Origin of the sequence: Flavobacterium sp. NPDC079362 (assembly GCF_050267765.1) — a bacterium.
Lineage (GTDB): Bacteria > Bacteroidota > Bacteroidia > Flavobacteriales > Flavobacteriaceae > Flavobacterium > Flavobacterium azizsancarii.
In genome coordinates, this window is record NZ_JBNNFM010000010.1 from 132,318 (window position 1) to 153,307 (window position 20,990).

General features: G+C 33.3%; 20 protein-coding genes and 2 tRNA genes. 7 read left to right on the forward strand and 15 right to left on the reverse strand.

What is annotated here, in order from left to right; all coding sequences use genetic code 11:
• Positions 1–21 precede the first annotated feature (21 nt).
• Positions 22–705: an SDR family NAD(P)-dependent oxidoreductase gene (locus tag ACQKCJ_RS11435; protein ID WP_271335171.1), complete on the forward strand. Its 684-nt coding sequence runs from the start codon at positions 22–24 to the stop codon at positions 703–705.
• A 6-nt stretch (positions 706–711) separates the two neighbouring features.
• Complete coding sequence (locus tag ACQKCJ_RS11440; RefSeq protein ID WP_427402060.1) at positions 712–2,130, forward strand: SDR family oxidoreductase; 1,419 nt, start codon at positions 712–714, stop codon at positions 2,128–2,130.
• A 469-nt stretch (positions 2,131–2,599) separates the two neighbouring features.
• Here the strand turns inward: ACQKCJ_RS11440 and ACQKCJ_RS11445 are convergent, their stop codons facing one another.
• From ACQKCJ_RS11445 to ACQKCJ_RS11480, 8 genes are all read right to left on the reverse strand, one after another.
• A complete protein-coding gene (locus ACQKCJ_RS11445; protein ID WP_427402061.1) occupies positions 2,600–3,895 on the reverse strand; it encodes a cryptochrome/photolyase family protein in 1,296 nt (431 codons plus the stop codon).
• Positions 3,896–4,032: 137 nt separating this feature from the next.
• The gene (locus tag ACQKCJ_RS11450; protein WP_427402062.1) at positions 4,033–4,497 is read right to left on the reverse strand and encodes an SRPBCC family protein; all 465 of its coding nucleotides are present in this window, start codon (positions 4,495–4,497) and stop codon (positions 4,033–4,035) included.
• A 231-nt stretch (positions 4,498–4,728) separates the two neighbouring features.
• On the reverse strand, positions 4,729–5,169 hold the full coding sequence (locus tag ACQKCJ_RS11455; RefSeq protein ID WP_072959138.1) for a sterol desaturase family protein: 441 nt from the start codon (positions 5,167–5,169) through the stop codon (positions 4,729–4,731).
• A 207-nt stretch (positions 5,170–5,376) separates the two neighbouring features.
• Entirely contained in the window at positions 5,377–6,216 is an 840-nt protein-coding gene (locus ACQKCJ_RS11460) for a phytoene/squalene synthase family protein (RefSeq protein WP_427402063.1), read from the reverse strand.
• A gap of 3 nt (positions 6,217–6,219) precedes the next feature.
• Positions 6,220–7,686 carry a phytoene desaturase family protein gene (locus ACQKCJ_RS11465; protein WP_427402064.1) on the reverse strand — a complete coding sequence of 489 codons (1,467 nt, stop codon included), beginning with the start codon at positions 7,684–7,686 and terminating at the stop codon, positions 6,220–6,222.
• A 37-nt stretch (positions 7,687–7,723) separates the two neighbouring features.
• Positions 7,724–8,623 (reverse strand): MerR family transcriptional regulator, encoded by a 900-nt coding sequence (locus ACQKCJ_RS11470; protein WP_427402065.1) that lies wholly within the window; start codon positions 8,621–8,623, stop codon positions 7,724–7,726.
• Positions 8,624–8,697: 74 nt separating this feature from the next.
• Positions 8,698–9,657 (reverse strand): ion channel, encoded by a 960-nt coding sequence (locus ACQKCJ_RS11475; RefSeq protein WP_271335163.1) that lies wholly within the window; start codon positions 9,655–9,657, stop codon positions 8,698–8,700.
• 134 nt (positions 9,658–9,791) lie between these two features.
• Positions 9,792–10,292 carry a tetratricopeptide repeat protein gene (locus ACQKCJ_RS11480; RefSeq protein ID WP_271335161.1) on the reverse strand — a complete coding sequence of 167 codons (501 nt, stop codon included), beginning with the start codon at positions 10,290–10,292 and terminating at the stop codon, positions 9,792–9,794.
• Positions 10,293–10,557: 265 nt separating this feature from the next.
• Here ACQKCJ_RS11480 and ACQKCJ_RS11485 point away from each other — a divergent pair, with 265 nt between their 5' ends.
• Positions 10,558–11,883 carry a serine hydrolase domain-containing protein gene (locus tag ACQKCJ_RS11485; protein ID WP_271335160.1) on the forward strand — a complete coding sequence of 442 codons (1,326 nt, stop codon included), beginning with the start codon at positions 10,558–10,560 and terminating at the stop codon, positions 11,881–11,883.
• 79 nt (positions 11,884–11,962) lie between these two features.
• Here ACQKCJ_RS11485 and ACQKCJ_RS11490 read toward each other — a convergent pair whose 3' ends face one another.
• The gene (locus ACQKCJ_RS11490; protein ID WP_271335159.1) at positions 11,963–12,904 is read right to left on the reverse strand and encodes a DUF4421 family protein; all 942 of its coding nucleotides are present in this window, start codon (positions 12,902–12,904) and stop codon (positions 11,963–11,965) included.
• A 370-nt stretch (positions 12,905–13,274) separates the two neighbouring features.
• On the opposite strand from ACQKCJ_RS11490, the gene ACQKCJ_RS11495 reads away from it, so the two are divergent.
• Positions 13,275–14,261: a hypothetical protein gene (locus tag ACQKCJ_RS11495; RefSeq protein ID WP_427402066.1), complete on the forward strand. Its 987-nt coding sequence runs from the start codon at positions 13,275–13,277 to the stop codon at positions 14,259–14,261.
• Complete coding sequence (locus ACQKCJ_RS11500) at positions 14,258–14,962, forward strand: hypothetical protein (protein ID WP_271335157.1); 705 nt, start codon at positions 14,258–14,260, stop codon at positions 14,960–14,962. The genes ACQKCJ_RS11495 and ACQKCJ_RS11500 overlap by 4 nt, the downstream gene beginning before the upstream one ends.
• A gap of 37 nt (positions 14,963–14,999) precedes the next feature.
• Here ACQKCJ_RS11500 and ACQKCJ_RS11505 read toward each other — a convergent pair whose 3' ends face one another.
• From ACQKCJ_RS11505 to ACQKCJ_RS11515, 3 genes are all read right to left on the reverse strand, one after another.
• The gene (locus tag ACQKCJ_RS11505) at positions 15,000–15,464 is read right to left on the reverse strand and encodes a GNAT family N-acetyltransferase (RefSeq protein ID WP_427402067.1); all 465 of its coding nucleotides are present in this window, start codon (positions 15,462–15,464) and stop codon (positions 15,000–15,002) included.
• Between the two features lie 135 nt (positions 15,465–15,599).
• Positions 15,600–17,258 (reverse strand): serine hydrolase domain-containing protein, encoded by a 1,659-nt coding sequence (locus ACQKCJ_RS11510; protein WP_427402068.1) that lies wholly within the window; start codon positions 17,256–17,258, stop codon positions 15,600–15,602.
• A gap of 75 nt (positions 17,259–17,333) precedes the next feature.
• Entirely contained in the window at positions 17,334–18,146 is an 813-nt protein-coding gene (locus ACQKCJ_RS11515; RefSeq protein WP_271335154.1) for a helix-turn-helix domain-containing protein, read from the reverse strand.
• Between the two features lie 190 nt (positions 18,147–18,336).
• Here ACQKCJ_RS11515 and ACQKCJ_RS11520 point away from each other — a divergent pair, with 190 nt between their 5' ends.
• Positions 18,337–19,107: a hypothetical protein gene (locus ACQKCJ_RS11520; protein ID WP_427402069.1), complete on the forward strand. Its 771-nt coding sequence runs from the start codon at positions 18,337–18,339 to the stop codon at positions 19,105–19,107.
• 121 nt (positions 19,108–19,228) lie between these two features.
• Here the strand turns inward: ACQKCJ_RS11520 and ACQKCJ_RS11525 are convergent.
• Both ACQKCJ_RS11525 and ACQKCJ_RS11530 read right to left on the reverse strand, forming a co-directional pair.
• Positions 19,229–19,301 (reverse strand) — tRNA-Lys (locus ACQKCJ_RS11525).
• A 38-nt stretch (positions 19,302–19,339) separates the two neighbouring features.
• Positions 19,340–19,412, reverse strand: a tRNA-Lys gene (locus tag ACQKCJ_RS11530).
• Positions 19,413–19,911: 499 nt separating this feature from the next.
• Between ACQKCJ_RS11530 and ACQKCJ_RS11535 the strand changes: the two genes are divergently transcribed.
• On the forward strand, positions 19,912–20,478 hold the full coding sequence (locus tag ACQKCJ_RS11535) for a hypothetical protein (protein WP_427402070.1): 567 nt from the start codon (positions 19,912–19,914) through the stop codon (positions 20,476–20,478).
• 345 nt (positions 20,479–20,823) lie between these two features.
• Here ACQKCJ_RS11535 and ACQKCJ_RS11540 read toward each other — a convergent pair whose 3' ends face one another.
• Positions 20,824–20,988, reverse strand: a complete 165-nt coding sequence (locus tag ACQKCJ_RS11540) for a transposase (protein WP_427402073.1) — start codon at positions 20,986–20,988, stop codon at positions 20,824–20,826.
• Between the last annotated feature and the right edge of the window lie 2 nt (positions 20,989–20,990).

Below are 20,990 nucleotides of genomic sequence, written 5' to 3' on the forward strand. Positions count from 1 at the left end.
AATCAAATAAACATCAGAAAAATGAGAAATATATTAATCATCGGAGGAAGTAAAGGCATAGGAAGTGCTATTTTGTTGCAACAGCTAGAGACAAATAGGGTTTTTAATATCAGCCGAAGCGCGCCCAAACTTACACATCCTAATCTTACCCATTTTGGTTTAGATGTTTTGAAGGACGAACTGCCGGATATAGCAGAAGTTGATGCTTTAATTTATTGTCCCGGATCGATTACGCTTAAACCCATTTCGAATTTAAGCGTTGATGATTTTAGAAACGATTTCGAAATTAATGTTATTGGTGCTGTAAAAGCCATTCAGAAATACTTGCCTGTTTTAAAAAGAGGCGACGAGCCTTCGATCGTTTTATTCAGTACGGTTGCCGTAAAATTAGGAATGCCTTTTCATGCCAGTATTGCAACGGCAAAAGCGGGTGTCGAAGGTTTAACAAAAAACCTTGGTGCTGAGTTGGCAACTGTAGTTCGCGTCAATGCCATTGCGCCCACAATTACAGATACTTCTCTTTCGGCTTCTATTTTGCGAAACGATCGTATGAAAGAAAATATGATCGATCGCCATCCTATGAAAAGTTACTTAAAACCTGAAGAAGTCGCTAATATGGTTGATTTCCTGATTTCGGAAAAAGCGAATTCCATTTCAGGTCAAATTTTCGAAATGGATTATGGTTTAGTGACATTTAAAATCTAAACAGCCATGAAAATTCTCTTAACAGGCGCAACAGGTTATATTGGCAAACGTCTTTTGCCCATTTTAGTCGCGCAAGGACATCAGATAATTTGCTGCGTAAGAGATAAAAACAGATTTTATATACCCGAAGATTTTCTGCAAAAAGTACAAGTCATAGAAGTCGATTTTCTCGAAAAAGAAACTTTATCGGCAATTCCTGCCGATATCGATGCTGCTTTTTACCTCATTCATTCCATGTCAGGACCTGATACCAATTATGATGAACTCGAAAGTATTTCGGCTACTAATTTTGTTGGAAGACTCAATCAGACTCAGGCGCAACAAATCCTGTATTTAAGCGGAATCGTAAATGATAAATCGCTTTCTAAACATTTGGCTTCCCGCAAAAATGTTGAAAGTATTTTAGCCAAAGCAAAAGTGCCTTTGACTACTTTAAGAGCGGGAATTATCGTTGGGTCGGGTAGTGCTTCGTTTGAGATTATTCGGGATTTGGTCAACAAACTTCCGGTGATGATTACACCCAAATGGCTCAATACAAAGTGCCAGCCTATTGCAATCACTGACGTTTTGGAATTTCTGTCAAAATCACTTTTAAATCCTGTTACGTACAATCAAAGTTTTGATATTGGCGGTCCTGATATTTTAACTTATAAAGAAATGTTGTTGGCATTCGCCGAAGCAAAAAAACTCAAACGATACATTTTTACCATTCCGGTTATGACACCTAAGTTGTCGTCGTATTGGTTGTATTTTGTTACTTCAACCTCTTATAAACTGGCATCGGCTTTGGTAAGCAGTATGAAAGTCGAGGTTATTTGCAAGGATCACCGCATAAATGAGCTTTTGCAGGTAAAACCAATGACGTACAAACAAGCACTTTCGAGAGCTTTGCTAAAAGTCGAAGAAGATAAAGTAGCTTCAAGCTGGAAAGATTCCCTTGTAAGCGGACGTTTTAACCGAAATATCTCAGCACATCTAAAAGTTCCTAAAAAAGGCTGTTATATCGACCGAAGAAAAAAACAAATTGAAAATCGCGATTATACGATTGATAGAATTTGGTCAATAGGAGGCGAAACAGGTTGGTATTACGGCGATTGGCTCTGGAGTTTACGAGGTTTTATCGATAAACTTTTTGGTGGCGTAGGTTTACGTCGCGGCCGAACCAATAAACACGACATTCATTCCGGCGATGCTTTAGATTTTTGGCGTGTTTTGTATGCCAATAAACAAGAAGGAAAACTGATTTTATACGCCGAAATGAAACTTCCAGGTGAAGCCTGGCTCGAATTCAAAATTATACACAACACTTTATATCAGGCCGCAACCTTTAAGCCTAATGGTATATTAGGAAAACTATATTGGTATTCCGTTTTGCCATTCCATGGTTTTATCTTCAACGGAATGCTTAATAAACTCATTAAGTAGTTTTAGGAGCTATTCCTGCTATCCTCTTGTATCTTTTGTTTTAAAAAAAAACAAAAGGATACCGCTTCTATCAGGGCTAGGGATTTAGTTTTTATTAGAAGTTTCATCGATTAATGTCATAACAGGGATCTTGTCTTCCCTGATTCTTCTTGAAATCTGATTTTCGTTATATCAAAAATCATCGTTGTAAGTCCCAGAGGGACGATATATTTATAGAAAATTATTTTTTTTGAACAGAACCCCAGCGGGGTGGTATATTTTATAATCTTAAGGGCAATTATATGTCGCTCCGCTGGAGCTTTAGCATGATGATGTGTATCTTTTCTATAAATATATCGTCCCTCTGGGACTTGAATTGTCTTTATATTCTGTTGGTCTAAATATCAGGCAATTTGTACTTGCGTACTCAAGTTTTAAAGCATCAGATGTTTGGAATTTGGTCCCGAAGCTTCGGGATAAAAAATTGAATTTATTTCAAGATTCCCTTCTTATAAGTCGCAATTGCCCTGTCTCTCGCAAAAGCATGCTCGACCATTGGTGCATTATAACCCAAATCAAATTCAGGAATCCATTTGCGAATGTAGATGCTTTTTTCGTCGAATTTCTTTTGCTGTATTTCAGGATTAAAAACCCTGAAGTATGGCGCGGCATCGCATCCTGTTCCTGCTGCCCATTGCCAGTTGCCAACGTTTGAGGCCAATTCGAAATCTAATAATTTCTCTGCAAAATACGCTTCTCCCCATTGCCAGTTGATCAGTAAATGTTTGCATAAAAAACTGGCAACAACCATGCGAACTCGATTGTGCATATATCCGGTTTCATTAAGCTGACGCATTCCTGCATCGACCATTGGGTAACCTGTAGTTCCTGAACACCAGCGTTTGAAGTCGTCTTCGTTATTGCGCCATTGAATGACATCATAAGCTGATTTGAAATTGTGATTGACACAATTAGGAAAATTAAACAGAATCTGGATAAAAAATTCTCTCCAGATTAATTCGCTCAAAAAAGTTTGGTTTTTCTTGTTTGCCCAATTAACCAGTTTTCGAATACTCACAGTTCCAAAACGTAAATGTGGCGAAAGATAAGAAGTGCCATCTATAGCTGGAAAATCTCTTATTTCTTTATAATTGCCTATTTGAGTTAAGTTATGTGGAAGTACTTTTATCGTGCTTCTTTCAAAACCAATGTCAGATAATTCAGGAAATGTGAATTCATTTTTAGCAAAATTGATTAATAAAGGTTTTGTGTCATATTCCTGAGCATGTCCTGAAAGATGGTATTTCTCGAGCCATTTATTTTTATAAGGCGTATAAATCGTGTACGGAAGTCCATCGGCTTTTGTGATTTCTTTTTCTTCGAAAATCACGTGATCTTTGAATGAAAAGGATTCCGTATTATTTTCTTTTAATAAAGCCGAAATGGCTAAATCTCGTTTTATCGCATAAGGTTCGTAATCTTTATTGAAGAAGATTTGCTGAATGTCATATTCTTTGATAAGTGATTTCCAAACCTCAAAAGTTTTTCCTTTTTTGATTAATACAGAAGAATCGATTGTTTGAAGTTCTTCGTTTATTTTCTGAAGTGAATCGTAGATAAAACTAACACGGGCATCATCTTTAGGAAGATTTTCTAAGATATCTTCGTCAAAAATAAATAACGGAATTACGGGAAAATCAGATTGCAAGGCATTGAATAACCCAATGTTATCATCAAGACGTAAATCACGTCGGAACCAGAAAAAAGCAACTTTTTGTTTAGTCATTATATTGTATTCTTTTTTTATGCCACAGATTATAAGGATTTATAAAGGATTTTTTTTCACGCAGATTCTGCAGATTAACACGGATTAAAAAATCCTTTATAAATCCTTATAATTTGTGGCAAAATTTTTTTGAGTAATTATACTTTTGAATTGAATAACTCTTCGATTTTATTATGGCGATATTCGAAAATGGTTTTCAGTTTATTCTTGACCATTATTGTATTGGCGAGTTGGCCTAAGAAGCCAAGCGGCAATGCATAATGAACAACATCGGTCATTTTTGTACCATTTTCTGTGGCTTCAAAAAAGTGTTTGTGATGCCATAATGCATAGGGACCAAAACGCTGTTCGTCTACAAAATATTGATTTTCCTGAGAAACCGTAATAATTGTCATCCAATTGATTTTGATTCCCAAAAGAGGTTTTAATGTATAGGTAATCACTTGTCCGGGATACATGCGTTTGCCATCGAAATCCTGAATTACAAAACTCATATCATTAGGCGTAATCGCTTCGAGATTTTGTGGACTCGAAAAAAAGTCCCAACATTTTTCGATACTGGCGTTTAAGTGTTGTACGGTTTCTAGTTTATATACTTTCATAAAATCGATTTACATTTTACTTGTCGGTTATTTTTTGAACACATAGAGACATAGATTTTGTAGGTTCAAAAAAGGCGTTTCACTAGCATTAACAAACATAGCTATGTGTGAGAAACGAGTTTCTTTTTATTTTACTTTTTCACAATCATAAATTCTATGTTTCTATGTGTTTAATTAGAACATTTAGACATTTCACCCAACGGGTTATTATTTTTTTTTAACAGAAGCAGTTTACATTTTATAATATTTGAATGGAACGAATAACATCCCGAAACATTCTCCATGTTCTTTTCCTAAATGTTTATGGTGAATTTTGTGTGCTTTTCGAAGGCCAATCAGGTATTTGTTTTTCGTGTTTTTGAACCATTTAAAACGCTGATGAATTAAAACATCGTGAATTAAAAAATAACAAGCACCATAAGTGGTGACTCCGCAGGCGATGAAAAATAAATAATTGAATCCGCCCTGAACGCCAAAATAAAAAAGAACAATACTCGGGATAGCAAAAATGACAAAGAAAATGTCGTTGCGCTCAAAAGTATCTTCGTATTTGGGCTGGTGATGATCTTCGTGAAAATACCACATCAATCCGTGCATAATGTATTTGTGTGTAAGCCAGGTAACACATTCCATGAAAAGAAAAACGCCTAAAAAGATTAAAAAAGAAATCATTTTTTATATTTTGAATTGTTGAAAATTAATTCTTGATTTTTATTATGTAGTTTATTTAAACACATAGAGACATAGCTTTTGTTAGCTTTAAAAAGAGGTGTTTCACTTGTTGAAATACACATAGCTATGTGAAAATGAATTTGTCATTTTATTTTTGACTTTTATTCAAATGGGAAATTCTATGTTTCTCTGTGTTAGAAATCGATCCTACACTAATTTTAACTTGTAAGTTACAAAAGATTGCGCTAAAAGTCCCGCTTTGGTGTAATTTGAAACTCTGATTCTTGAATTCCCAATTTCATAATATGGCGTGTTTTTTAATTTTTTAAGCAGTTTTTTATAATACACATACGCAGTATAAACGCCAAATTGTGCTTCGATAGGTAGTTTTACTATTCCCTGATAAGCAATCCTGAAATCTTCTTCGATCTCATTGATGATAGTAGTTTTTGCATTTTCATCGAAAGAATTTAAATCGACCCCGGGAAAATAGTTTCGGTTTAAAACCAAATTATCATCTTTGAGATCTCTCAGGAAATTCACTTTTTGAAAAGCTGAACCTAATCGCATCGCTTCGTTTTTTAACTGTTCGTATTTTTGATTGTTTCCTTTTACAAAAACTTTCAAACACATTAAGCCCACTACATCTGCAGAACCATATATATAATCTTCATATTCGGTTTGTGAGCTGTAAGTTGATTTTATAAGGTCCAGTTTCATGCTTTTTAGAAAAGCATGAACCAGATCGTCTGTAATATTGTATTCTTTTACGGTATGTTGAAATGAGTTGAGAATTGGGTTTAAGCTAATTCCCATTTTCATGGACTTATAATATTCTTTTTCGAAATCATTGATAAGACCTTCTTTGTCATAGTCATGAAAAGAATCGACGATTTCGTCAGCAAAACGAACGAATCCGTAAATGCTGTAAATGGCTTCGCGAATGCTTGGTGAAAGCATTTTTACAGCCAGCGAAAATGAGGTACTGTAGTTTTGTGTGACCAACTTGCTACATTTGAAAGAAACGGTGTCGAATAGTGATTTCATTTTTTAAGATCTAAAAGATTTTTGAATTAACTCAGCTACTAGTTTTCCTGAAATTAAAGCAGGCGGAACACCTGGGCCAGGAACGGTTAATTGTCCTGTGAAATACAAATTATGCACTTTTTTGCTTTTTAATTTCGGTCTTAAAAAAGCCGTTTGCAATAAAGTATTGGCCATTCCGTAAGCATTTCCTTTGTAAGCATTATATTCTGTTACGAAGTCATTTTTGCAGAATGATCTTTTAAAGATAATGTTATTTTTAATTTCTTGTTTGGTAAGCTTTTCAAAACGGGTTATAATTTTTTCGAAATATTCTTCTCTAAGATTTTCACTATCATTTATTCCCGGTGCTAACGGAATAAGAAAAAATCCACTTTCCATTCCGTTTGGTGCAGCAGTCAAATCTGTTTTTGATGGAAAATTGGCATAAAACAAAGGTGCGTCAGGCCATTTTGGTTCGTCGTAAATATCTGCTGCGTGTTGATTAAAATCGACATCGAAAAACAGTGAGTGATGAGAGATGTTCTCTATCTTTTTATTAAAACCAACAAAGAATAAAAGCGAAGATGGAGCAAAAACTCTGCTTTCCCAATATTTCTCAGAGTAGGCGCGATGTTCGTTATCCAGTAAAGTTTCAGTATGCTGATAATCGGCTCCACTTAAGATAATGTCAGCAGGGATTGTTTGTTCGTTAATTACAATTGCGTTTGCAGTATTGTTTTCTACTATTATTTTTTCGATGGGAGAATTGGTTTCTATCGTAACTCCAAGTTCCAGGGCCAGTTTTTCGATTGCGCAAACCACATCAAACATTCCTGTTTTTGGGTGCCAGGTTCCTAAACCAAAATCGGCATAATTCATGAAATTATAGAAAGATGGCGTTTTAGTTGGTTTTGCACCTAAGAATAAAACGGGAAATTCAAGAATATGAATTAGTCTTTCGTTTTTAAATTTCTTATGAATATCATTACTTACAGTACTAAAAAACTGGTTGAGTTTTAAAGTGGTTTCAAGTGTGATTAATTCAAGTGGAGAAACTCCGGGACGATAAACCAAATCTTTAATCGCAATGTCATAATTGCTTTTGGCTTGTTTGATGAAAGTTTCAAGTTCTTGACCACTTCCTTTTTCAATAGATTCAAAAGTGGCTTTTATTTCTTCGAGATTATCATAGATATTGATAAAATCGTCGACTCCAAAATAAACCCGATATGCTGGATTTAATTTTATAAGTTCATAATAATCAGTTGTTGATTTGTTGAAATCCTGAAAAAAACGCTCAAATACGTCAGGCATCCAATACCAGCTTGGTCCCATATCAAACGTGAAACCTTCTTTTTTGAATTGTCTTGCTCTTCCGCCAATGGTATCATTTTTTTCATAAATAGTTACCTTGTTTCCTTGCTGCGCCAGGTAACATGAAGCGGCTAAAGCAGAGAAGCCCGATCCTATTATTGCTATTGTTTTTTTCATTTGTTTAACAAATATACAAAAACTTTAAACAAAAACTTTATAGCATACTAATAGTTTCTTCCATAGAGTCAAAAACGCGTATTTTGTCTGATAGCATTTTCTGGTCGATATGCTCTACCATATTTCCCATAAGCCAAATTTCGTTATTGTTTAGTAGTAATTTTTGGCCCATCGATTTAACATATTGATTGATTACACTGCGATCTGGCTGAATTGTCATAAAAGATACAAACGTAATATTTTCAAAATGTCTGGTGAGATCTTCAAGGTTTTCTATTGGCATACTTTCGCCGAGATAAATGGTTTTATATCCTTTAGATAAAATTTCATATTGCAGGTATAACAATCCTATTTGATGAATTTCATTTAAGGGCAATGAGAGTACAAAAATTCTATCGGTTTTACTTGGCTTTAATATTTGAAGGCTTTCCGTGTAAATTAATATTTTTTGTTTGATCAAATGACTCATGAAATGTTCATTTGCAGGAGTTATGGTATCTGATTGCCATAAAAGTCCCAATTCTTTTAGTAAAGGAAGAAAGTGATCTTTGAAGATTTCTTTAAATGACTTTTCGGAAATCAGCCAATCAAAAGTATTGAAGAATATTTCCTGATCAAAATTCATCATGGCCATTTTGAAAGAAGTTATGGCGTAATTCTGAGAATTTTTAGTCGAAATAATTTCACGAACTAATTCCGGAATTTTTTCTTCAGGATAAGTTGCGATTTTAGAAATCTTATAACCGTATTCGTGTAATAGCGTAATGTTTAAAAGCTTCTGGAGATTTTGTAAATTATAAAGCCTGATATTCGTGTCAGTTCGCATTGGCTCTAAGATGTTGTATCTTTTTTCCCAGATACGAATGGTATGTGCTTTTATTCCGGATAAGTTTTCGAGATCTTTTATGCTGAAAACAGTCTTAATATTGTTTATCATTTCTGGCCATTTGGTGAACAAAAATAGAATAAAATATGAAAATAGCTTTATAACTTAGTTAAAATGATAGATTACTAGAGGTTTACTGATTCGTAATGGTTTAGTTTGTCTAAATGCAGGACGGTTTTAGAGTTGTCTTTACTTCGGTTATACATCGTTTCAAATTTTGCTCCGTAAACAATTTCATTAAAAGTATAAGAGGTTCTGGCTGCGACAGTATTGCTAAACATATTGTCAAAAGTGGTGATGAAAACTAGTATTTCGCCCTGAGCTTTTTTAAAGTCTTCTGCAGAAAAATTAAATAATGGACTATCTTCTGTGATTGGGTGTACCAAAGTCCAGCTTAATGAAAGGGCATTTATGTGGTCTAATTCAAGTTTTAAGCTGTAGAATTTATTGGTTTGTACTCCATTTTCTTCTAAACTCAGTCCTAGTGTAATTTTTGCTGTTGCATCTGTAAAATTGGTATTTTTAAAAGGTACCAGACGTATCATAAGTCCTTTGTTTTCTCCATAGGGTGAAATCAATGCATTGTCTGCGAATTTTAAATAAGCTACTGGTTTACTGAATCTTCCAAAAAATAAACCTGTTGCAATGGCAAAACTTAATAAACCAATTAAAGCTTCGGCAGCGGATAAGGCACTTGTCAAAAATCCCGTTGGACTAATATGTCCGTAACCAACAGTTGTAAAAGTTTGAGCACTGAAAAAGTAAGCCTGACCAAATTGAGTCAATACACTTTGAGATTGTTCAATCCCGTCCAGATGTTCAATTCCGATAGCGTAGTAAACGACTGCAAATATAAAATTCATTGCAATATAAAAAGCAAACAAAATAGACATGAATTTCCAATTGGGCATGTCGATCATGGTATGGTACCAGCTAATTCGGCGAAACAAATGCATGCCTCTTTTTTCTATATTGGGAGTTCCGTCCTTGTTTACAAATCTTCCTCCATAACTATTTGCATTAGCGCTAAAACCGGAATTTTTGTCAGTTTGTGCCTTGTGATTTATCTTTTTTAAAAGTGCCATTAAAGTTGTTGCTTTGAACAGCAAATGTAAGAATAAGTTATGGATGAAATCAGTTCAGTATTTCTAAATAAAAAAAGCAATCTGTAAATGCTGATTTTATAGATTGCTTTTTTATTCGATAACTTTAATCTTGTCTATTTACAAAAAGTTGCTTTGTTTTTAATAGCGCTTTGACTTCCTAATTCGATTGCTTTAGAGAAATCCTTACAAGTGTTTTTCTTGTCGCCTAATTTGTTATATGCTAAGGCTCGTAAGTTATAAGCGATATAATCTTTTGGATTTAAAGCAATAGACGATGTGCAATCATCAACAGTTTCTTTAAAGTTGTTTAATTTGTAGTTTACATTCGCTCTTCCGGTAAAGGCATCCGCGTTCATGGTATCTAACTCGATTGTTTTGCTAAAATCAGCCTGAGCACCTTTTAAGTCATTCAGTTTTAGTTTTGCAACGCCGCGATTTTGGTAAGCTTCCACAAATTTAGAATTCATGCTAATGGCTTTTGTATAATCAGCAATTGCGCCTTTTGTATTGCCGGCTTCCGCTTTTTTGATGGCCTTGTCAAAATAGCCGGTTGCAGATTGTGCCCATGTAGAGCAAGTAATCATAATAAACGATAGTAGTAATAAATGTTTCATAAACCAATTTGGGATTAGGTTAGTAGGTTAATAATTCTAAAACGAATTTAGTAAACTTTTTTTGTAAGAGAAGTTCTTTTGCGAAATAACTATTGTTTTTTATTTATTTCTGCAGACTATATTTTTAATATTAAGAAGATATTCCTAAATAATTTCTTAACTTAGCTAAATTCTTATGTTTTTTAGCACTGTTTTTCTGTTAAAAAAAAGAATAATTTCCTCCCAAATCGATTTCTATTACTCATTAAATATAAATTAAGATAATATGAAACAAGTTTATTGTTATTCGCAATTATTATTTTTCGGTTTAGTTTTTCTGTTCAGCATTACTTCCAGTGCCCAGGAAAAAACAAAGTATTTAGATGCAGAACAAAGTGATCCTGTAAAGATGGGGTGGATGATTGGTTCGCCCCCGCCAGTCAATCGTATTCCCCGTTTTGATGATGGCAGTTTTTTTCAGTTTCCCGCTCTTAGATGGAGTGTTGCACATATGCGTCAATTCATGCCAACTATAAATGTTTCTCGAGGATTGGGAACTTCATATCCACTCGTGACAAATAGTAAGAACGATATTGATAAAGTTACCTTTGTTCCGCTTGGGGAAACTAAAGCAATTACCTGGCAAGAATCACTGCAGAAAGTCTACGCTGATGGCGTGATCGTTATGCATCATGGAAAGATTGTTTATGAAAAATATTTTGGAGTATTAAAAGTTGACGGACAGCATGCTGCAATGTCAGTTACAAAATCTTTTACCGGAACACTTGGTATTATGTTAGCCAAAGAAGGTTTGATAGATACTACAAAAAACGTTTCGCATTATATCCCGGAACTTAAAAATTCAGCTTTTGGCGATGCTACAGTAAGGCAAGTGATGGATATGACGACAGCTTTACAATTTAGTGAGGACTATGCAGATCCAAATGCCGAGATATGGAAATTTTCGGCTGCTGGTAATCCTTTGCCAAAACCTAAAGATTATGACGGACCAAAAACATATTACGAATATCTTCCTACAGTAAAGAAAATTGGAGTTCATGGTGAGAGTTTTGGTTATAAAACGGTTAATTCAGATGTTTTGGGATGGATAATCGCCAGAGTTACCGGAAAAACAATCGCGGAGGTTTTGTCTGAAAAAATCTGGAAAAAATTAGGAATGGAGCAAGATGGTTATTATTCTGTAGATGCTATTGGGACACCTTTTGCCGGTGGCGGACTTAATTTTGGTTTAAGAGATATGGCACGCTTTGGTCAGTTAGTTTTAAATAATGGTAAAGCAGGCAAGGAGCAAATTATTCCTAAATCAGCCATTGATGATATAAGAAAAGGCGGAAGTAAAGAAGCATTTGCAAAAGCCGGTTATACTCTTTTGAAAGGTTGGAGTTACAGAGATATGTGGTGGATTACCAATAATGATCACGGAGCGTTTTGCGCGCGTGGAGTTCACGGACAAGTTATTTACATAGATCCAAAAGCAGATATGGTTATTGTGCGTTTTGCATCTAATCCGATAGCGGCAAATGGTGCAAATGATCCGTATTCTTTGCCAGCTTATGATGCTGTTGCAAAATTCCTGATGACCAGTAAATAAAAATGAAATGGCTAATCGCTTATAAAATAAAATGATTTAATTTCTTATTTTCCTCTGATGGACATTAAGTGTGTTTGTCTTATTTTGGTTTCTTATTCCAGAATGGATTAGAATCAAACCTCCATATATAAGCGATTTGAAAATTACCGGAGGATAAACCGATATTGCTATTGTTGCTTTCTGAAAACGAAGAAAAGATCAGGTTATTAACGTATGATAATCCTAGTGACCACTTTTCTTTATTGTATCCTGTTGCGACTCTTGGAAAAAAAGTAGGATATATTTCTATCTTTTGTTTACCGAAATCATTTATTCGTTCAGTACCAAAATTTGCGCCCACTGTGGCTGATCCGCTAGCGAACCAACGTTTGTTAATGGCCCAGGTGTAGGCGTAACCTCCGCTTACTCCAAACTGAAAGTTACGCAACGAATTCCTCGTTTTATGAACAAAAGAACTATCAGATCCTATTTTTGTAAAATAAACTCCGCCACCAAGTAAAAAACTTCCTGCCGATTTCAATTGCCTTTCGTTCTGATTAAAAGCAGCTTTATAGGAGAATTTTTTGTTATTAAAAACATATTGACCAAATGCACCATATTGCTGAATGTTTAAATCCGGATATAATTTTATGTTTTTATCGTTTTCATCCGCAGTATAAAATCCCTGATACTTTTGAACAAAAAGATCAATTATGAACTTTCGTCCGTAATTATGAATCTGGAAATCTAATGCTTTTGTCTTTCCCTTCTCTTTTTCCTTCATAAAATTCAAGCCATATCCGTAACTCAGATTAATTATGGTATTATTTACAGAAACTCCAAAGCCTAAATTCATTGGCGTGTTAGGCATGAATTTCTTAATTTCTCCATCTGCTTCCTGTTCCATCGAAATGAATTTCATTGAAAGATAGGTTCTTATTGAAAGTTCATCCTGAAAAGGTTTAATATAGGTCGTATCAATTTGCGCTTTGCAAAAATAGGGAAGGAGAAAAATAAGGAAAAGGAAAAAATAGGATCTCATTCTAGTATCAAACGGAAAATAATTACTCTTATTATTTCAGGAATAAGCTTGTTTGAAAAGAGTTTGTATGATGTAAAAATACTGCATAATGTTATTGTTTTAAGAATAAATTTTCTGGATAATAGAGGCAGGTCAAAAATGTGTTTTTTTCTTTAATGAGAACAAATGATTGATAGGATTTATGAATTTTAAGGAATGAATTTTTATTCTGGTTGTTTTCTAAAATAATATTTTTATGTAAATTTGGTATGTATGTGTTTGTGTAGTAATTGTGTAAGGGTTTTTATGATAGCTTGCTGCAAATAAAAAGTACGGGCATGTTACCGTAATGAAATGTTTTGATTAGTAATCCCCAAATTATTAAAAAGGAATGAAAAAAAATCTTATCATTATTTTCTGGGCGCTCTATATGTTCTTTTTTGCAATTCCTTTTCCTATGATAATCTATTATGCTGTCAATAGTGAATTTGATGTAAATACGCTAAAAGATAAAAATCCCTGGCTGGCATTAAGTTTTGTTTTGGTGTCCGTTATTCTTTGGTTAATTGTCTTAATTGGTTATTTTAGAAAATGGATTTTAGGGATTTTTATAACCAAGAGAAATTTAGAAAGAATAAAAAGCAAAGGAATATCGAGAGAAGCAAAAATTTTAAGTGCTGTAAAAATTTCAAAACCAACAGCAAAATTTAATTCCTATGAACTTGAGTTGTTGTTTAGAAATCTTGCTGATGCCGAAATTACTCATAAAACTATTATTACGGATAGTAAACCTCATGAACGTCGTTTCGAGGCTGGAAAGAAAATAAGTTTAATGCTTGACAGGAATATGAAAAAGCCTCCGTATTTTGTTATTGCTGTTGCACAAGCGAATATAAATATAGGAAGTCTTTTTTTTAGAATAGTTGCCTGGCTTGTTCTTCTCATTGGTTTAATTGGATACTATTTTTATTCGTATCAATTAGAAAGTTATGGTGCAGGATGGCGTTTTATGAGTTTTGGTCATCCATTAATTATTTGTCCGATCGTGCTTTTATTTTATCGCTATTTTTTAAAATTTATTTTAGGAAAATTTACTGGTGTAAATTACGATTCGATGTTGATAAAATTTAAAGGAGTTAAAACCTGGGCAAAACTGCTTAACGCAAGCCAGACCGGAACTTATATAAATGAACAGCCTATGATTCGTTTTAATCTTGAATATGTCGATAATAAACATCAGGTTCATAAAATTAGTTTAAAAAAAGTGGTGGGACTTCTTGAGTTAGATCTTACTAAACAATCACAAATAGAAATTTTTTATCTCGAAGAAAATCCTAACAAAATTGCTTTTGCAAGCGATTTAAATAATATTGTATGAAGAAATTAATTCTCTTAATGATTTGCATTTCGTTTCTTTTAAGCTGTGACCAGATCTCTAAAAGTATTAGCGAAACATTTAAGTCCGGTGATTCTTTAGTAATTAAGGAAATAGTAAATCCCGCTTCTGAATCTTTAGGAGGTGATAAGCCGGATGTTCGTGCAATTGGAAATAGTGTTATCGAAAAACACACAGCAGTTGAGACACAAGTGCATGTTGAAAGTGAAAATGTAAACTTTTTAACGAATGCAAATGCATTAGAAAAAGCTGAAGAGGCTTTACGAAAGTTACCTCAATATGCAGGAAAAGAGATTTTTGTCTATTCGATTGCTTATTTTTATGATAATGGAACTATTAATATTATGCTTCAGCATCCTGTGAATCCCAAGTACGTTGATGGTTATGATTATAGGGATAATAAATGGTCTGATCCCAGACCTATTCAATTATCGATTAGAGACGATGTTCAGAAACGTTTGATTCCGCTTAATAAAATCAAATTTGTAAATGTTGCTAAGCTAACGGGTATTTATAATAAAAAAGCGCAAGAAATAGAAGGGGCTAAATCTCTTACAAGTGCTTATGTATCGATTTGGGGAAATGCAATGCAATGGTATCCAACAAGTATTAGTGGAAGCAGGGAAAAGTATTCAATACAATTTAATGATGACGGAACGTTAAAAACATTCAAACAGGACTAGTTTTTATGTAAAATTGTTTGTTGTCGGAATATTAAAATCAATCCAGTTTTAGTTTAAAACCTTCATGACTTGCTTTAAAGCCTAGTTTTTCGTAGAATTTAATAGCTTCTGTTCTTCTTTTGTCAGATGTTAACTGAATCATTTGACAGCCCTTTTCTTTTGCGCGATTAATGGCGTAATTAAGAACGTTGGTTCCTATTCCCTGACCTCGATAATCAGAATGTGTTCTTACGGCTTCGATTTGTGCTCGCAATGTTCCTTCAAAATTTAGATATTGTATAAAAGTAAGTTGAAACGTAGCTACTTTATTTCCGTTTATTGCTGCGACGATCAATTCCTGATTAGGATCTTCCTGAATTTTTTTAAATGCGTTGAGGTATTTTTCAGAAACTATGGAGGTATTATTTTCTCTTGTTGCTCCGTAAGTATCATCAGCAAGCATACTGATGATTTCCGGTAAGTCTTCGATTGTTGCAAGTCGGAAAGTAAGATTGGTATGCATGTTTACAAAAGTTTTTTATCAATATAAAATTACTGAATAAAATAAGGCTAAATAAAAAAGGCAAAATACATTTTTATATATTTTGCCTTTTAATTAAGTTTGTCTTTTTTAGACCAGTTATTTTGATGTAAAATTTTATTTCAAAATCGCTGGCAATAAATAGTCATGTACTATTTTATCAGCTTGCGGATGTCCATAAGGTTTGTTAAATGCTTTTGACGTGATTATAATGACAAGTGGTAAGTCTTTGAAAATAATAAATTGGTTTCCTCCATTTCCGGCGCAGTAATAAGTTTCATAATTTTTGCCTTTATAATTAACCGTTTTATTCCAGAATAAATAACAATAAAATTGATTGTCTCTTTCCGGAATCTGAATTTGCTTTGTTAAAGTTTTTTCGACCCATGCCTGAGGAATTACTTGTTTGTTATTCCATATACCATTGTTTTTGTACAACTGGGCGTATTTTGCGTAATCCAGGGAAGTCATTTGTAAGCTACCGGCGGTATTAGGTACTTTTTGTGGTGTATATTGCCATTTATAATTGGTAATGTTTAATGGTTTGAAAAGTTTTTCATCAGCATATTTTTCTAATCCGTCAGGAATATTTCTGTCCAGAATATCTCCTAATAATATGGTTCCTGCTGTAAAGTAATCCCATTTGCCTCCGTTGGTTTTAGAAGGGTCAATAGCTAAGTTCAGCGTAAATTTTACCCAGTTATCTGTAGGATACATGTTTTCTTCATTTCCTGGTGATTCGCTATGTGCATCTGAGCCGTCAAATGATGAACTCATCGTGAGTAAGTCTTTTATTGTTATGCTGTCTTTTTTTGCATTGTAATTTGCGTAATCTCCTAAATTATAAAATGAACTTAGTCTTTGGTTTTCATTTTTAATATATCCATCATTTATAGCAATGCCTATAAATGTTGAGGCAAAGGATTTTCCCGTTGATCGCGTATCATGCAAAGTATTTCTGCTGGCATCATTAAAATACTCCTCTATTAAAAGTTTTCCATCATAGATAGCAACTACACTTGTTATTTCTTTTAGATCATAAGAAGCAATCTCCTTATTTAGCATTTCTATTTTCTTGCGGTCAAATTGAAAATTAGAAATCTCCCATTCGCTATTGGGTAATATCGGTTGTATTTCAATTTGCTTTGCCGTTACTTTCGGCGTTTTTATGATTAGTTTAATTTGGCCTTTCGCAACCAAATTTCCAACTAAAGCTTCTGTATTTGTGATGATGTATGGTCTAATTTCAATTCTTAGATTGTGAGTTCCGTTTGTTAGTGCTTCTCCACCGCCATTAAGTTTAAAACGATCCCACATATGCAATGCCCAGAGGTTCTCGTCTTTAGAACTCGTAAGAGGAATTCTGAATATTACTGATGTGTCTTTGCTATTGCCATAGCCAAAATTACATCCTGAGTTAATATTTTCCTTGTATATGGGTTTGTTGTCGATGTAAAAAGAAAATTGAAGATTACCTTTTTCTACAAGTTCTTCAGCTGATAAATTAGGGGCTAACTCATGTAAGTAGTTCGTTATGGAATTATTTAGAAAAAATCTAATATTAAGGTTTGATTTGTAGACGAGGTTAAAAGACGTAAGAAAGTCAGATTTTTTATATTGATTCAGCGGGATATTTCCATCCATAAAAGTGACCTTTCCAATGTTTGATTGATAGAGATCTCCGGTAATTTCCTCAGTTTTAAAAAGATTAGTATTTTGGCTAAAAGCTATAAGTCCAAAAAGATTGATTGTCAGCAGGAATAATGTTCGTTTCATATTTTGTTTGATTTGATTGAAATGTAAAATTATTCTGCCGCCAGCATTAAAAATTGTACAAGATTAACATTTGCATTATTTCATTAAAAGCAATTTTAAATGTGCAGAAGGATTTAATCCGTTTACTTCCTTAAAGCATCTTGTAAAATGGCTTTGATCAGAAAATCCGCATTCATAGGCAATTTCAGTTAAGGACTGTTTTTGTAAAGACAGCAGCGAAAGTGCTTTTTCTACTTTTAATTTTCTTCTATATTCGCTCAAAGTACAGTGAAAATATTTAGAAAAATCTCTTGAAAGATGAACAGGATGTATTCCGACTATTTGAGACAAGTAGTCTAAGGTAATAGTGTCTCCAATCTGATCATGAAGAATTTCATCAATAATTGTTACCCATTTTGGATTTTTATATAATAATGAATTGTTGTGTATGTCTAGTTTTGATAAGATTTCTATCAATAGTGTCTGTGTTGAAAAATCTACGGCTGGACCTTCAATTTTAGCAGCTCTGAATACTTTATACATCAAAAACTTAATTTCCGGTTTTAAGATATTGATGCTTCCTTGCAAATTATCATCTGATAATGATAGGGTCTCAAACCAGTTTTTTTCGATTTCAAGATGAAACCCTCTTGTAAATCCGTCGGGTTTAATATTATAATGAGGTTCCTGCCAGTTATGAAAAAGTAAGCTTCCCGGAGAGCAATTGTAAACCTCCTTTTTATTGCCTTCGACAACATTTCCTTCAAGGATAAAAGTAAAATAGGCGTTTTCATGATAATGCCAGTCTACTTTACTGTGTGTATAAACTGTATCCGTCAATGTTATTCCGTCCAATATAATCGTCTCGTTCGTTTGTCCGTAAAATGTACCTTTTTGTAAATGTTTCATAGGATGACATCGGTTATCTTTTTTTAGTAGGCTGAGGTGTCTTTAGATGAATCTTAAATATGCCGTGAGCTAGTTTTGAAAGAGTCAGGTCTGTCTATTAGAAGAAATAAATAAAAGAAAGTTACAAAAAAGGTCGTGTTTAATTCAGATTGTTTTATTTTGATCTGATTTTTAAAATTTAATTACAAAAATGCAAGCACTACTTACAACATTCTGTTTCCTGTTTTTTACTTATAATCTATCGCTGGCACAAACGAATCATAATGATCTAAAAGATGTTAATCTGAAGGGGAGTGTAAAATCATTTGGAAAATGCCTTCTTGAAGGCACTTCGATCCCTCTTGCAGTTGAGAATAAAATATGCCGAATGGGAATTGGTAATACTTACAATGAAAAAGGGTTTCTTATTTCTTCTAATTCCATATCTTATAATGCTTCTATTGTTGAAATAAACTATCATTATAATACAAAGGGTGATCTTAGTGCTACCGACTATTATTATCCCGAAAAAAAAACTAGTAACTCTTATCTTGTTACTGTAAAATATGATTCGGCTAAAAACGAAGTAAGCTATTGGTTCTATTGGGAGAATATCCTGCAATCAAAAACCATTTTTATCCGTGATAATAAAGGGAATTTAATAGTAGAGCAGAATTATGATGCCAATGGCAAACTCAATACAGAAAAACGTTACGAGTATGATGTTGATAATTATAAAATAAAAGAATCGTTTTGGAGTATTAGACCTCCCGGATATTTAGATAAACCAACATTTGAAAGTGTAGTTACTTATCATAATGATGAACGTGGCAATCCTGTGATAAAAATTGATTCTGCGAGTAAAGAAAAGACCACTTATGTGTATCAATATGATAATGTTGGTAATTGGTTATTGTGCACTGCCTATAATGACAAAGGGCAGATTAAACAAGTAACTGAACAATATTTTGAGTATTATTAAATAATCATTCAGAGAATTTATTCTAAATCATTTTAAGATATGGCTCCTGAAGAAGTTTGTCTTTTCCGGATATGAACTAAAATAAAAAAAGGTCAAGTAAATTAATACTTGACCTTTTTTGTGACCCGACTGGGGCTCGAACCCAGGACCCCATCATTAAAAGTGATGTGCTCTACCAACTGAGCTATCGAGTCGTTGCTTTCAAGAATCTTGTATTGTGAATCACAATTTGTGACCCGACTGGGGCTCGAACCCAGGACCCCATCATTAAAAGTGATGTGCTCTACCAACTGAGCTATCGAGTCATATTCGATTCTTGAACGCGGGTGCAAATATAAGAAGTTATTTTTGATAAATCATAGCTTATTTAAGTTTAATTTAATGTAAAATTTATGAGGTAAAATGGGGATAAAAGCGTAAAAAAGTAAAATACGTTTTATGTATTTTTATCTCTTTTTATTATTCTAAGAGTGAAAAAAAAGAACGTTTTTGTGAGGGATTTTACTGTTTTTTTTAAAGTGTTTTTAATTAGAATGTGTTGTTAATTGATTTGTTTAGAGATTCTTGTAGTGAAATGATATCGATTAAAAGATAGCTGGTAAGAACTTTTGATGAATGATGTTTAAATAATATGAAGTGGCTTTTGCTTGGGTAATTGTGTTGGGAATAATTCATTTTTACATTGAAATTAGTTTATATTTAGCTGAAATAAAATCGATTTATTCTTTATAGTCTGCCGAAATAAAAATAATTTAAGCATATTGTAATGTGTAAATAAGTTCGTTTTAGTAATAAAAAACTGTTATGATAAAAAAAAAATTTTTGTTAATATTTGCACTCGTGGCTATTTCTTGTAATAAAAAAACAGAAAGACCAGAAATTCAAATAAAGAATGAAAAAAATGTGATAGATTTTTTTCAACCTGCCGACCTCGGAGCATTTGGTTCAGCAACTAGACTGCTTGTTTATGCAAATTTTGATGAATGTGGAGAATGGGGTGGTCATAAAGAGAGTTTTGAAATATTCTCGAAAGGTGATAAACAATTTTATGCAAACTATAAAAGAACAAAAGTTGATTGTGATAAACTGGGAAAGTTATATGGAAAACCAGAATTTCAGCAACCTTATGTAGATAAAGTAATAAAATTAGAGGATAAGCAAAAAGAGGCTATCAATAATTATTTATCACAGCTTATTAAAAGTAAAATTAAAGAAGGTTTTCCTGGAAATGCCGGGCAAAATTTTGGTGTGATTAAAACGGATTCAACTTTAGTAATTGATGTTTACGACAGTGATAAAAAGAATCTTGAAAATTACAACCAATTACTGAAATCATTCAATTTAGAAATTGTGAAATATGAATACCGTTAATTATTAAAGCTAAAGTAGGATTTGAATTATTTAGGATTATGCAGTTTTAGAAAAAAAGGACATAAAAAAACCTATTTCATCACGAAATAGGTTTTTTGTTTAGTGAACTCCTTGGTACAAAATTCGAATCTTTTATTAGAAGATTTTCAGATTTTAAGCGACTTGGCAGAGGTTTGAAAATAAAAGTATTTGATTTTTTAAGTTCGTCATGAGGACTAAATAGATCAGATCCAAATCTCTTACTAAAAAGAAGCCGTCTCAAAACATATAATTTTGAGACGGTTTTTTATTTGATGATGTTTTGATTTTTATTGGGTTAATTTTGAGTGGAGGCAAAAATTGCCCTTATGCTGCAATTTTCTTCCTTAAGTTGTGACCTAAAGCCATTAATCCGAACTCTAATTCAACTTTTTGAATTCCTTTTAAAGAAAATCGTCTAAATCCGTTATTATGCTTGAGTTGGGCAAACACAGGCTCTACATCGGCAGAGCGTTGCTTTCTTCTTTGTATTC

Coding starts and splice junctions, on each gene's coding strand:
- ACQKCJ_RS11435 (WP_271335171.1), top strand. CDS start 22: ATGAGAAATATATTAATCATCGGAGGAAGTAAAGGCATAGGAAGTGCT.
- ACQKCJ_RS11440 (WP_427402060.1), top strand. CDS start 712: ATGAAAATTCTCTTAACAGGCGCAACAGGTTATATTGGCAAACGTCTT.
- ACQKCJ_RS11445 (WP_427402061.1), bottom strand. CDS start 3,895: ATGACTAAACAAAAAGTTGCTTTTTTCTGGTTCCGACGTGATTTACGT.
- ACQKCJ_RS11450 (WP_427402062.1), bottom strand. CDS start 4,497: ATGAAAGTATATAAACTAGAAACCGTACAACACTTAAACGCCAGTATC.
- ACQKCJ_RS11455 (WP_072959138.1), bottom strand. CDS start 5,169: ATGATTTCTTTTTTAATCTTTTTAGGCGTTTTTCTTTTCATGGAATGT.
- ACQKCJ_RS11460 (WP_427402063.1), bottom strand. CDS start 6,216: ATGAAATCACTATTCGACACCGTTTCTTTCAAATGTAGCAAGTTGGTC.
- ACQKCJ_RS11465 (WP_427402064.1), bottom strand. CDS start 7,686: ATGAAAAAAACAATAGCAATAATAGGATCGGGCTTCTCTGCTTTAGCC.
- ACQKCJ_RS11470 (WP_427402065.1), bottom strand. CDS start 8,623: ATGATAAACAATATTAAGACTGTTTTCAGCATAAAAGATCTCGAAAAC.
- ACQKCJ_RS11475 (WP_271335163.1), bottom strand. CDS start 9,657: ATGGCACTTTTAAAAAAGATAAATCACAAGGCACAAACTGACAAAAAT.
- ACQKCJ_RS11480 (WP_271335161.1), bottom strand. CDS start 10,292: ATGAAACATTTATTACTACTATCGTTTATTATGATTACTTGCTCTACA.
- ACQKCJ_RS11485 (WP_271335160.1), top strand. CDS start 10,558: ATGAAACAAGTTTATTGTTATTCGCAATTATTATTTTTCGGTTTAGTT.
- ACQKCJ_RS11490 (WP_271335159.1), bottom strand. CDS start 12,904: ATGAGATCCTATTTTTTCCTTTTCCTTATTTTTCTCCTTCCCTATTTT.
- ACQKCJ_RS11495 (WP_427402066.1), top strand. CDS start 13,275: ATGAAAAAAAATCTTATCATTATTTTCTGGGCGCTCTATATGTTCTTT.
- ACQKCJ_RS11500 (WP_271335157.1), top strand. CDS start 14,258: ATGAAGAAATTAATTCTCTTAATGATTTGCATTTCGTTTCTTTTAAGC.
- ACQKCJ_RS11505 (WP_427402067.1), bottom strand. CDS start 15,464: ATGCATACCAATCTTACTTTCCGACTTGCAACAATCGAAGACTTACCG.
- ACQKCJ_RS11510 (WP_427402068.1), bottom strand. CDS start 17,258: ATGAAACGAACATTATTCCTGCTGACAATCAATCTTTTTGGACTTATA.
- ACQKCJ_RS11515 (WP_271335154.1), bottom strand. CDS start 18,146: ATGAAACATTTACAAAAAGGTACATTTTACGGACAAACGAACGAGACG.
- ACQKCJ_RS11520 (WP_427402069.1), top strand. CDS start 18,337: ATGCAAGCACTACTTACAACATTCTGTTTCCTGTTTTTTACTTATAAT.
- ACQKCJ_RS11535 (WP_427402070.1), top strand. CDS start 19,912: ATGATAAAAAAAAAATTTTTGTTAATATTTGCACTCGTGGCTATTTCT.